Consider the following 12,500-nt stretch of genomic DNA (forward strand, 5'->3'; position numbering starts at 1 on the left):
CAGACCGAGGAAGTTCAGGCTGCACCGTTCGACAGCTGTCGAAGAATCGACGGTGAACTTCCCGCGGCCGACGGAGGCGCCGGCCATCCTTCGGCCCATAAGGTCGAGTCCGTGACCATCGAACAGGCCCTCACGACCGCCCGCGCCACCGCCGTCGACATCCCCCACGTCATCGGAGGCCGCGAGGTCCGCACCGGCTGGACCGCCCCCGTGGTCGCGCCGCATGATCACCATCGACCGCTGGGCGTCGTGCATTGGGGAACGGCGGCCGAGGCCGAGGCCGCGATCAACACCGCCTTGACGGCGGCCCGCGACTGGCACCGCCAGGACTGGTCACAGCGGGTCCAGCCGTTCCGCCGCGCCGCCGAACTACTCGCCGCCGGCGAATGGCGCGACCGGCTCGTCGCGGCGGCAATGCTCGAACTGTCCAAGACCCACGGCCAGGCCGACGGCGACGCCGCCGCCGAAACCATCGACCTGCTCCTGGCCGGCATAGCCAACCTCGAGGCCGCGTACGCGGTGCAGCCAGACTCAGTCGACGGCGTCACCAACACCCTGGACTACCGGCCGCTGGAAGGCTTCGTGTTCGCGGTGTCTCCGTTCAACTACGCCTCGATGAGCCATCTGGCCTTCGGACCGGCGCTGCTCGGCAACACCGTGGTCTGGAAGCCGGCCGAGAGCGCGTCCTGGTCGGCTTACCTGACCCTGGAACTGCTGCGAGTCGCCGGCCTGCCCGACGGCGTGATCAACCTGGTGCACGGCAACGGCGCCGAGATCGGCGGCACCGTGCTGACCCACCCTGAACTGGCCGCCGTCCACTTCACCGGATCGACCGCAACGTTCCAACAGATCTTCACAACGGTCGGCACGAACATCGCCGGATACCGCAGTTATCCCCGCGTCGTCGGCGAGACCGGCGGCAAGGGCTTCGTCGTCGTCCATCCATCGGCCGACGTCGACGCGCTGACCGATGCCGTCGTGCACGGCGCGTTCGACTATCAAGGCCAGAAGTGCTCGGCCGCCTCCCGGCTCTTCGTCCCGCGCAGCCTGTGGCCCACCGTCCGTGATCAACTTCTCGACCGCACCGCCCAGTTGAGGATGGGCGACCCGACCGAGCCGGGCATCCAGATCGGCGCCGTGATCAACGCCCGCCAGTTCGCCAAGCACGAGGCCGCCCTGGCCCAGGCCCGGGCCGAAGGGCTCGTCCTGACCGGAGGGCACGCCGACGCCCAGGTCGGCTGGTTCGTCGAGCCGACGGTGCTGCAGGTCGACGACCCGCAGTCTCCGTTCTTGACCGAGGAACTGTTCGCCCCCGTCACCGCGGCCCTCATCTACGACGACGCCGACTGGACCAAGACCCTGCACCTGGTCGACAACGCGACCGGATACGGACTGACCGGCGCAGTCTTCGCCACCGACGAACACGCCATCACCGAGGCCGACGACATCCTGCGCTACACCGCCGGCAACTACGTGATCAACTCCCACCCCACCGGCGCTGTGGTCGGCCAGCAACCCTTCGGTGGCGCCAGAGCGTCCGGCACCAACGACAAGGTCGGCACCGTATGGAACACCATCCGCTTCCTCAGCCCACGGTCGGTCAAACGGGTCGCGCCGCGATCATCCACGACAAGCCAGCCGGTGTGACGGTCCTCTATCACCAGACCCCATTGAGGAGGCTGCGGCTCGCAACGATCCACCGGCCCGCCTCCATCCCGCGTCGAACCTGTCCTGGTGAAGGTCTACGCCCACGGAGGAGGAGGTCTGCGTGGGTGCGTCGTTGTAGGAGGCGGGGAGCTCAGGATCGGCCCAGCGGCCGTCGACCTCGAACTCCTGCATCAGCTCGGCCCTGGATCAGGGCGATTGCCGCATGACCCGCCCGACCTGCACATGTAGGTTCTCGCGCGATCTGTCGTCGGCGATGTGGCGTCGGCGATGTGGCGTCGGCGATGTGGCGTTGACTAGGGCAACGACATCTTGCTGGTGGGATTGGAGACCAGGTGCCGCCGCCTGGTCGATGAGGTACGGGGACGGCGTGGCTCACGTACGCCGATGCTTCCATCCTCTGGGCCGCGCATGGAACTCGCTCGTCGCCGATCTGACATCGGGAAGGTCAACGGCTCAATGACGTGAGGAAGCGTCGGTGAGATCCAGTCAATGGGCCTCGACGACTCTCGCATCAGCCCATGGTGCCCGCGATCCTGGCCGCGGCACAGCGTGCGTTGCACGAGCGGCATCCGTGGCTGATCACGCTCGGTTATCGCTCGTCCAGCATCGGGCCTGAGAGTCTGGCCTACTTCGACGCGTGTCTCGGCGTGCTCACGCCGACCCATGCCACCGCACGTGTGAAGTTTGAAGCCATCGCCGTACTGACCGGTCTCGCCGCCCTGTTCGCCCAGCAGGCTCGAAGCGAGACGTCAGGCGCTGCAACGATCTTTCCGCTCGTCCCGCTCGAGTCCTACCCGCACCTCGCGGCGGCCGTCGCGCAGCCCGCGGAGGAACCCATCGCTGGCGACCTGTTCGAGCGCACAGTCCGCGGCGTGCTCACGGGACTGCTCCAGATGTGAGCTGCTCCGGGGCAAGAGTGCTGCGCAACCTCACGGCGATGACCTTGCCCTCAGTGCGCCCGGTTCGGAAGACGACCGGCCAGCGAACGAGCCGAGCCGCTGAGTTTCGTGCAGGATGTTCTGATGGAGTTGGGCAGATTCCGCGTCGGACTGCGGGTGCCGGACGTGTCCGAGGCAACACACTTCTACCGTGGGCTGGGTTTTGGCGAGGTCGGGATGGTCCCTGCGGATGACGGTCGAGTGTTGATGGCGATCCTCCAGCGGGAGGGAGTGATGCTGCTCGTCGATGCGCTGATCGGAATGCCGTTCGCCCCCACAGAGCGTGAGCGCCAGGTGCAGAGCGGGCCTCGCGGGCTAGGCGTCGCTTTAGGGCTCGGCGTGGACGATCTCGCGGCCACCTATGCCTACTGCCAAGGCCACGGCTGCACGATCACTGCGCAACCGGCCGACACGAGCTACGGTGATCGGGTTTCCGAGTGCATTGACCCGTTCGGCTACCTATGGGAGATTTCGCAGCCTGTCGCCGTAGTGCCGGTAGACGAGGCACTGCAGGTCCTCGGAGCGGATTGGTCTCAGCGCCCTGTCTCTAAGTAGGTACGCCTACCGCCAGTACGAAGGCGGGCACCTCACGTACCTCGGCCAGCAAGACGTCCGGTGAACGGCATGCACCCTCGACCAACGACGGCTGTCATCATCGCCACGCTCAGGGGCCGTCCCGCAAGACTGGTTCGGTGATCAGTCTCGGTGATCGGGGGCTAAACGGCGACTGGGGATAGGCCTCGCCAGCCGTCAGGTGTTCGAATAGCGCGAGCCGCTGGACGACAAGTTAGTGAGAAGACGACAGCCCACCGACAAGTTAATGAGAAACGACAAGTGGGTCGAGAACCTACAGGATTTGACACAAGCACATCCACCTGTACGCCCACAGCGAACGGGGAACAAACCGGCCCTCCAACGCCTTGAGTGTATGTCGCTCAACCCTTCGAGCGACCGCAAGTCTGGAGGACATACATGACGACAACCCAACTTCCCGTTCTCTTCCTCACCGATCTGGTCGTCCTTCCCGGCATGGTCGTGCCGATCGAACTCGACGACACCGCACGGGCGGCCGTGGACGCGGCCCGGGCCAGCAGCGACGATGAGCTGCTGGTCGCACCGCGGCTCGAGGAGCGCTATGCCACCTACGGCGTAGTCGCCACCATCGTGCAGCTCGGCCGCACGGCGGGTGGTCAGGCCGCCGCGGTGATCCGCGCCGAGCGCCGGGTCAAGATCGGCTCCGGGGTGACCGGTCCGGGCGCGGCCCTGTGGGTCGAGGCCGAGGACATCACCGAGGACGGGCACGAGTCCGACGCCGTGCGGGCGCTGGCCAGCGAATACAAGTCGCTGGTGATCGCGTCTCTGCAGCGTCGTGACGCCTGGCAGGTGATCGAGACGGTCAACCGGGTCACCGACCCGTCCAATCTGGCCGACCTGTCCGGCTACGCCGGATATCTCAGCGACGAGCAGAAGATGCAGCTGCTGGAGACGCCTGACGTCGCCGAGCGACTGACCCTGCTGATCGGCTGGACCAAGGATCACCTCGCCGAGGTCGAGGTGAACGACAAGATCGCCTCCGACGTCCGCGAGGGGATGGACAAGAGCCAGCGGGAGTTCCTGCTCCGCCAGCAGCTCAACGCCATCCGCAAGGAGCTCGGCGAGGACGAACCGGACGGCGCCCAGGACTACCGCACCCGGGTCGAGGAAGCCGATCTGCCCGAGGACGTACGCAAGGCCGCCCTGCGTGAGGTGGGCAAGCTGGAGCGCGGCAGCGACCAGAGCCCCGAGGCCGGCTACCTCCGCACCTGGCTGGACACGATCCTCGAGCTGCCCTGGCACACCAAGACCACCGACTCGACCGACATCGTCGCCGCCCGAGCGGTGCTCGATGCCGACCACCATGGCCTGACCGACGTCAAGGACCGGATCGTGGAGTACCTGGCAATCCGTGCCCGCCGCGCCAATCGTGGTCTCGAGGTCGTGGGTGGACGTGGGTCCGGCGCGGTGCTCGCCCTGGTCGGACCGCCCGGCGTCGGCAAAACCTCACTCGGCGAGTCCGTCGCCCGTGCCCTGGGCCGCAAGTTCGTCCGGGTCGCCCTCGGTGGCGTCCGGGACGAGGCTGAGATCCGCGGACACCGGCGGACGTACGTCGGCGCGCTGCCCGGCCGGATCGTACGCGCGATCACCGAGGCCGGTTCGATGAACCCGGTCGTGCTGCTGGACGAGATCGACAAGGTCGGCTCGGACTACCGCGGCGATCCGAGTGCAGCCCTGCTCGAGGTGCTGGACCCCGCGCAGAACCACACGTTCCGCGATCACTATCTGGAGGTCGACCTCGACCTGTCCGACGTGGTGTTCCTGGCCACCGCCAACGTGCTGGAATCGATCCCCCAGCCGCTGCTGGACCGGATGGAGCTGGTCACCCTCGACGGCTACACCGAGGACGACAAGATCGCCATCGCTCGGGACTACCTGCTGCCGAAGCAGTCCGAACTGGCGGCGCTGACCTCCGCCGAGGTGGAGATCACCGACGAGGCGCTGCGGGAGATCGCGGCCAACTACACCCGGGAGCCGGGCGTACGGCAGCTGGAACGACTCTTGGCCAAGGCGCTGCGCAAGGCGGCCACCGAGCTGGCCTCCGAGACGCTGTCCCAGGAGCCCGCCGATCGGGACGACTCCGGGGAGGAGGTGTCGGCGATCGTGGTCGACGCCGAGAACCTGGTGCACTATCTCGGCCGGCCACGCTTCACACCCGAGGGGCATGAGCGGACCTCGGTGCCAGGAGTTGCGACCGGGCTCGCGGTCACCGGACTCGGCGGCGATGTGCTGTTCATCGAGGCGGCAGCCGACGGTACCGCGACCGGCTCGAGCCCGACACCGGCGGAGCGGCGCCGCGGCAGCCTGACCCTGACCGGGCAGTTGGGCGATGTGATGAAGGAGTCCGCGCAGATCGCGTGGAGCTATGTCCGGGCGCACGCGGATCAGCTCGGCATCACCGATCTGTCAACGCTGGATCGTGATATCCACATCCACGTACCCGCGGGCGCGGTGCCGAAGGACGGTCCATCGGCCGGCGTCACCATGGTCACCGCACTGGTGTCGATGGCCACCGGTCAGCCGGTGCGCTCCGAGGTCGGGATGACCGGCGAGGTCACCCTGAACGGCCGAGTGCTGCCGATCGGCGGCGTCAAGCAGAAGCTGCTGGCTGCTCAGCGCGCGGGTCTGACCACGGTGTTCGTGCCTCAGCGCAACGAGCCGGATCTCGATGACGTACCGGCCGAGGTGCTGGCCGACATCGACGTACGTCCGATGACCGACGTGGCCGAGATCGTACGACTGGCACTCGAGCCGGCTGCAGGCAAACCGTCGATGACGGCCCCCGCCAGCCAACCGACCGCGGCCTAGTGCCTGCCGGTGAGCACTAGTTGATGGGCCCGCTCGCCCGTGAGCGGGCCCATCAGCTCGCCAGCCAGGCGCGAGGCGAACAGCCGACTCGTTTCGCGAAAGCACGAGAGAACGCGGGCGGGTTGGCATAGCCGAGTTCGACGGCCGTCCGGGCGACGGAGTCACCGTCGCGCAGCCGCTGCTGCGCGACGGTGATCCGCCAGCACGTCAGGTACTCCGCGGGCGGCTGCCCCACGAGTTGTTTGAACCTCGCGGCGAACGAGCTCCTGGACATGGCCGCCTCCCGCGCCAGTGCGGCCAGGGTCCACGGTCGGCCCGGAGCCTCGTGGATGGCGACGAGCGCCCGGGCGAGCTGCTCGTCGCCCAGGCCCGTCAGCAAACCAGTGGGCAGCGCCAGCTCGTCGGGATGCTCGAGCATCCAGCGAAAGAGCTGGATCAACACCACCTCGAACAGCCGGTCCGCAATCACCGTCCGGCCACATCCGACCTGGTCGATCTCGGCGAACAGCAGCTCGAGCGCCGGCGTGAGAGTGTCGACCTCTGCCAGCGGCAGAACGATGACCGGCGGCAGCGTACGGACCAGCGGATGGGTCGTCCCGCCGTCGAAGTCGAGTGCCGCGCAGGCGAAGTCGGAGTCCGGCGTAGGCGCGTTGTGGAAAGCATGCTCCAGCGGGCGCGGATAGAACAGCAGACTCGGACGATCGATCCGAGCCCTGCTTGGGCCACCGCCGGCGACTCGGTAGGTCATCTCCAGCTCACCGCGCCGCAGCACATGAAGGAAGCCTCGTCCAGGCCGGGCTGCGAAGGTGGTGACACCGCACAGCGGCCCAGCGTGGAACAGATGGGTATGCACCCGGAAGCGTTCGAGCAGCGGAGTCAGGCGATCCAGTGACGTCACAGCGACAGCTTGCCAGACGAAGTGGTAAGAATTCGAGACGATCTGGTGCAGTTCGTCCAGCACTCAGACGCCAGCCTTGGGGCAGCCCCTCCAGCGAGCAGCGCCGGAGGTCGCCACTATCCAAGGAGCACCCATGCCCAATGTCGCCCTGATCGATCGCGAGTCCACCACCGGTGCGGTCAAGGACCAGCTCGATCAGATCCATGCCGCCTTCGGCACCGTGCCCGCGATGTTCGCAGCCGTCGCGAACTCCCCCGCCGCCCTGCAGAGCATGTGGGGTGCGTTCGTCGCCTACGGCGGCGGCGCCCTCGGGCCGGCGCTGGGCGAACAGATCGCCGTCGCGGTCGCGAACCGCAACAGCTGCGAATACTGTCTCGCCGCGCACACGGCCCTCGGACGGAAGGCGGGCCTCTCCCGTGACGCATTGCGGACTGCGCAAGCGGGCGAGTCCGACGATCCGCGTACCGCGGCCCTGCTGGCGTTCGCCCTGGCCTTGGTCGAACGCCGCGGCCAGGTGACACCGGAGGACGTGCAGTCCGTCCGCGACCAGGGTTGGACCGACGACGAGATCGTCGAGACCATCGGGCAGGTGGCGCTCAACCTGTTCACCAACTACGTCAACATCGCGCTCGGAGTGCCGGTCGACTTCCCCAAGGTCCCACTGCGCTGACACACAAGGGGCTGACAGAAGGAGCTGACGCAGGGGGCTGACGAAGAGGGCTGCCGGAGATGCGTCAGGAGGACATGTCGGCACCCTCGAAGTCGGCCGCGCTGTACTCACGCTGCTCGACCAGCACCATCCAGTTCCCGGAGTTGTCCCGCATCAGGGCTTCGACCCCGTACGGTCGCTCCTCCGGGGTCTGGATGAACTGGACGCCCTTGGCCGACAGGTCTTCGTAAGTGGCCCGGCAGTCGTCGACGGTCAGCCCGATCCCAGGCAGTCCACCGGACTCCTGCGCTCGCTGCATGGCGGCGATCAGATCGTCGGACAGCGGCTTGCTCGGGGTCGTCAGGTGCACCTGCAGCTCGGGCTGATTGGGGTGCACCACCGTGCACCAGCGGAAGTCGGGTCCGAGCTGGAGATCGTCCTTGGCCTGGAAGCCGAGCACGTCGGTGTAGAAGGCCAGCGACTCGTCGATGTCCTTCACCCAGACACTGATCAAAGAGATGTTGGTGATCATGGGACGAACTTACGAGGCTTATCCCCCGGCAGGCTTCTCCCAGATTGCGGAGGCCGGATCCCCTCGGTGACCCGGTTTTGTCTCACTGTCCACGTCTGGCGGGGACGGTGAGACAAAAGCCGACCGCCGCTCCGCCAGACCCCACATGAACACATAGCAGCCCGGAATCCGTGGTGCCCCGGCCCGCGCCCACCGCGCTTGGAAGGCGCTCGGCGTCTCCCCGGTGATCTCACTGAACCGGCTGCTGAACGAGCCGAGGCTGGCGAACCCCACCGCGAAGCAGACCTCGGTCACCGTCAGGTTCGTCGTCCGCAGCAGATCCTGGGCACGCTCCACCCGACGCTGCGACAGATACGCCGCAGGTGTCTGCCCATAGACGGCCCGGAACAGCCGGAGGAAGTGGTACTTGCTGAGCATCGCCACCGCGGCCAGATCCTCCAGCGTCAGCGGCTCCGCGAAGTTCCGATCGGCGTGATCACGCGCGCGTCGAAGATCCGCACGCAGATCGTCGGGAACACGCACCTCGGACACGCTGCCACCGTATGGCCTCAGTCCTCAGAGGTGCCCTTGGAGGTGCTCGACGCGTCGCTGTCCTCCTCGTACCGGCTCTTGACCAGGCTGGCCACGGTGGTGATGAGGAGGGTCACGATGATCACTGTCAGCGATACCCAGATCGGGATCTCGCCGCCCCAGGGCGCCCAGTCAGCCAGGTGGTAGTGATGCAGCGCGTGCAGGATCAGCTTCACACCGATGAAGGCCAGGATCACCGACAGGCCGAGCGACAGGTAGACCAGCCGCTTGAGCAGGCCGCCGATCAGGAAGTAGAGCTGCCGGAGGCCCATCAGGGCGAACACGTTGGCAGTGAAGACGAGGTACGGCTCCTGGGTCAGGCCGTAGATCGCCGGGATCGAGTCGAGTGCGAACAACAGGTCCGTCGAGCCGAGGGCCACGATGACGAACAACATCGGCGTGATGTGCCGAACGCCGTCGAGGTTCACCGAAAGCCGGGTGCCGTGGTATTCGTCGACTGACTTGAACCGCCGCTTGACGAACCGCATGGCCGCGTTGTCCGGCATCTCATCGCTCTCATCGTGGCTGCGATAGTCGATGACCAGCTTGATCGCGGTGTAGATCAAGAACGCGCCGAACAGGAAGAAGATCCAGGAGAACTGATTGATCGCCGCAGCGCCGAGGGCGATGAAGATGCCTCGGAAGATCAGCGCCAAGATGATGCCGACCATCAAGGCGTACTGCTGCAGGTGCCTGGGCACCTTCATCGCGCCCATGATGATCACGAAGATGAACAGGTTGTCGATCGACAGGCTGTATTCAGTCAGCCAGCCGGCGAAGAACTCCCCTGCGTACCTCGGACCGGACAGTGCCCAGACGCCAAGCCCGAACAGGATCGCCAGGCTGACGAAGATGCTGACCGCGATGCCCGCTTCCTTCATCGACGGCTCGTGCGGCTTGCGCCCGATGATGAACAGATCGAAGCCAAGGACGGCGATCATCACGACGACGGTGACGACCCAGGTGTACAGATGAATATCCATGGGCGGGTGGGGGCCCCTTCCGAGACTATGGATCCGAGAACGACACGATCTCGGAGGTCTCTTCCACCGGCCACCCTAGGCCAGCCGCCGCACCGGGCACACCCCGACGACCTACGTTGTCGTTGATGGGATGCGAGCGTCCGTGCTGACGATACGACGCGAAGGAATACTCCCCTCCGCATCCAGTATCTCAGGCCACACCCCAACCTGAGAAATCCTGTGAGTCAGACCACGTCCCTGGGGCGCGGACCGCGGCGGATGCCGTCCGATCCGGGCGGTAGCTGTCGAATCCGTGACAAATCCGCGGTTCAATCGCGTAAACGGGTCCGACACGCCGTATGACCTCAGTTGAACCGCTCATTTGTCCCACTATCGGGCGAGCCGCCGTCAACCTCACCAGAACGAGCTGGCGCACGAAGGAGTTGGTGCCCTGGCCGGATCAGGGCCTGGTCGGGCGTTCCGAGCCAGCCTCGCCCGCCATCGACCTCAACCAGGTGGACGCTTTGGCGGCTGCGACTCGAGTCAGGGAGTGGTGGGCGTTCCGAGCGGAGCCTGCGGAGCGAGGTGGGCAAGACTCGAGTCGCAGCCGCCGGAGCGTCCAATCAGCGGCTCGCCTCGACCATCTGCCTGAGCTCCTTCTTCAGCTCCGCGATCTCGTCACGCAGCCGCGCCGCCACCTCGAACTGCAGGTCGGCAGCAGACGCGTGCATCTGCTGGGTCAGATCCTGGATCAGGTCGGCCAGGTCTCCAGCCGGAATACCGGCCAGGTTCCGCGCCGTCTTGCTGGCGTCCTTCATGCCCAGGCTGGGCACCGCGGTCTTCTGTCGGCGGCCGTTGCGACCGCTGAACAACTCGTCGGTGTCGGCGTCCTCACGAGCGAGCATGTCGGTGATGTCGGCGATCTTCTTCCGCAGCGGCGTCGGATCGATGCCGTGTTCGAGGTTGTACGCCACCTGCTTCTCACGCCGCCGATTGGTCTCCTCGATCGCGGCGGCCATCGAGTCGGTGATCTTGTCGGCGTACATGTGCACCTGACCGGACACGTTTCGGGCGGCCCGGCCGATGGTCTGGATCAGGCTCTTCTCGCTACGCAGGAAGCCTTCCTTGTCGGCATCCAGAATCGAGACCAGGGACACCTCCGGCAGGTCGAGGCCCTCGCGCAGCAGGTTGATCCCCACCAGGACGTCGTACTCCCCCATCCGCAGCTCGCGGAGCAACTGGATCCGCTGCAACGTGTCCACCTCGGAGTGCAGATAGCGCGTCCTGATCTGGTGCTCCAGCAGATAGTCGGTGAGATCCTCGGCCATCTTCTTGGTCAGCGTGGTGACCAGCACCCGCTCATCTCGCTCGGCGCGCAACCGGATCTCGGCCATCAGGTCGTCGATCTGACCGTGCGTGGGCTTGACGATCACCTCCGGGTCGACCAGCCCGGTCGGCCGGATCAGCTGCTCCACGTAGCCATCCGACCTGGCCAGCTCATAGTTGCCAGGGGTCGCGGACAGATAGACCGTCTGCCCGATCCGCTCGACGAACTCCTCGAACCGGAGCGGTCTGTTGTCCATCGCGCTCGGCAGTCGGAACCCGTGGTCGACCAGGGTCCGTTTCCGGGACATGTCGCCCTCATACATCCCGCCGATCTGCGGCACGGTGACATGCGACTCGTCGATGACCAGCAGGAAGTCCTCGGGGAAGTAGTCGAGCAGACAGTTCGGCGGCGAGCCCGGGCCACGGCCGTCGATGTGCCGGGAGTAGTTCTCGATGCCGGAGCAGGTGCCGATCTGGCGCATCATCTCGATGTCGTACGACGTGCGCATCCGCAGCCGCTGGGCCTCCAACAGCCGTTGCTGCTGCTCCAGCTCCGCCAACCGCTCGCCCAGCTCGTGCTCGATGCCACCGATCGCCCGCTCCATCCGCTCCGGGCCGGCGACATAATGGCTGGCCGGAAACAGATAGACCTCGTTGTCATGGTCGGTCACCACCTCGCCGGTCAGCGGATGCAGCGTGGACAGATTCTCGATCTCGTCGCCGAAGAACTCGACCCGAACCGCAAGCTCCTCATACATCGGGAAGACCTCGAGCGTGTCGCCGCGCACCCGGAACGTGCCGCGCGTACCGGCCAGATCGTTGCGCGCGTACTGGATCCCGACCAGGCGTCGCAGCAGCGTGTCTCGATCATGCTCCTCCCCCAGTCGCAGCCGAACCATCCGATCGACGTACTCCTGGGGGGTACCCAGTCCGTAGATGGCCGAGACCGTCGCCACCACGACCACGTCTCGCCTGGTCAGCAACGAGTTGGTAGCCGAGTGCCGGAGTCGCTCGACCTCCTCGTTCAGGGAGGAGTCCTTCTCGATGTAGGTGTCGGTCTGTGGAACGTAGGCTTCCGGCTGGTAGTAGTCGTAGTAGGACACGAAATACTCCACCGCGTTTTCGGGGAAGAACTGCCGCAGCTCGTTGGCGAACTGGGCAGCCAACGTCTTGTTGGGCTGCATCACCAGCATCGGTCGCTGCAGCCGCTCCGCCAGCCAGGCCACCGTCGCCGTCTTGCCGGTGCCGGTCGCACCGAGCAGCACGATGTCGTTCTCACCATCTTCGATCCGGCGCTCCAGCTCGGCAATCGCCTGCGGCTGGTCACCGGACGGCTCGAAGTCGCTCACCACCTTCAGCGGTGCCACTGAGCGCAACAGGTCTTCGATCGGACGCATGCTGCGAGACTACGACGAGCCACTGACAGTCTCTTCGTCACTCGCTACTCGACTGCGCTCCACAGACCCCGTCGCCAGCCATGGTCGTTCGTGGCCCGCCGGCGCCATGCGTACCGGACCTTCCGCTCAATTCGCGGTCGTCTGCAGCCCGCGGGCGC

The 12,500-nt window shown here is 66.3% G+C and carries 10 protein-coding genes; 5 read left to right on the forward strand and 5 right to left on the reverse strand.

Going from position 1 to position 12,500, the window contains the following annotated elements:
* Window positions 1–111 precede the first annotated feature (111 nt).
* The 4 genes from MLP_RS19700 (at window position 112) to lon (ending at window position 6,008) form a co-directional block, all read left to right on the forward strand.
* Complete coding sequence (locus MLP_RS19700; protein WP_013864932.1) at window positions 112–1,647, forward strand: aldehyde dehydrogenase family protein; 1,536 nt, start codon at window positions 112–114, stop codon at window positions 1,645–1,647.
* A gap of 542 nt (window positions 1,648–2,189) precedes the next feature.
* Window positions 2,190–2,567 (forward strand): TetR/AcrR family transcriptional regulator C-terminal domain-containing protein, encoded by a 378-nt coding sequence (locus MLP_RS19705; protein ID WP_172641603.1) that lies wholly within the window; start codon window positions 2,190–2,192, stop codon window positions 2,565–2,567.
* A 123-nt stretch (window positions 2,568–2,690) separates the two neighbouring features.
* Window positions 2,691–3,161, forward strand: a complete 471-nt coding sequence (locus MLP_RS19710) for a VOC family protein (RefSeq protein WP_156821234.1) — start codon at window positions 2,691–2,693, stop codon at window positions 3,159–3,161.
* Window positions 3,162–3,578: 417 nt separating this feature from the next.
* Window positions 3,579–6,008, forward strand: a complete 2,430-nt coding sequence (lon, locus tag MLP_RS19715) for an endopeptidase La (RefSeq protein ID WP_041790335.1) — start codon at window positions 3,579–3,581, stop codon at window positions 6,006–6,008.
* A 52-nt stretch (window positions 6,009–6,060) separates the two neighbouring features.
* Here lon and MLP_RS19720 read toward each other — a convergent pair whose 3' ends face one another.
* Window positions 6,061–6,906 carry an AraC family transcriptional regulator gene (locus tag MLP_RS19720; protein ID WP_041793061.1) on the reverse strand — a complete coding sequence of 282 codons (846 nt, stop codon included), beginning with the start codon at window positions 6,904–6,906 and terminating at the stop codon, window positions 6,061–6,063.
* 133 nt (window positions 6,907–7,039) lie between these two features.
* On the opposite strand from MLP_RS19720, the gene MLP_RS19725 reads away from it, so the two are divergent.
* Window positions 7,040–7,576: a carboxymuconolactone decarboxylase family protein gene (locus MLP_RS19725; protein ID WP_013864937.1), complete on the forward strand. Its 537-nt coding sequence runs from the start codon at window positions 7,040–7,042 to the stop codon at window positions 7,574–7,576.
* A 64-nt stretch (window positions 7,577–7,640) separates the two neighbouring features.
* Here the strand turns inward: MLP_RS19725 and MLP_RS19730 are convergent, their stop codons facing one another.
* The 4 genes from MLP_RS19730 to uvrB form a co-directional block, all read right to left on the reverse strand.
* Complete coding sequence (locus MLP_RS19730) at window positions 7,641–8,087, reverse strand: VOC family protein (RefSeq protein ID WP_013864938.1); 447 nt, start codon at window positions 8,085–8,087, stop codon at window positions 7,641–7,643.
* An 18-nt stretch (window positions 8,088–8,105) separates the two neighbouring features.
* Entirely contained in the window at window positions 8,106–8,618 is a 513-nt protein-coding gene (locus MLP_RS19735; RefSeq protein WP_013864939.1) for a helix-turn-helix domain-containing protein, read from the reverse strand.
* Between the two features lie 17 nt (window positions 8,619–8,635).
* A complete protein-coding gene (locus MLP_RS19740) occupies window positions 8,636–9,640 on the reverse strand; it encodes a TerC family protein (protein WP_013864940.1) in 1,005 nt (334 codons plus the stop codon).
* A gap of 602 nt (window positions 9,641–10,242) precedes the next feature.
* Window positions 10,243–12,342, reverse strand: coding sequence for an excinuclease ABC subunit UvrB (uvrB, locus tag MLP_RS19745; protein WP_013864941.1), 2,100 nt, complete (start codon window positions 12,340–12,342; stop codon window positions 10,243–10,245).
* Window positions 12,343–12,500: the final 158 nt, after the last annotated feature.

This window comes from Microlunatus phosphovorus NM-1 (assembly GCF_000270245.1).
Classification (GTDB): Bacteria; Actinomycetota; Actinomycetes; order Propionibacteriales; family Propionibacteriaceae; genus Microlunatus; species Microlunatus phosphovorus.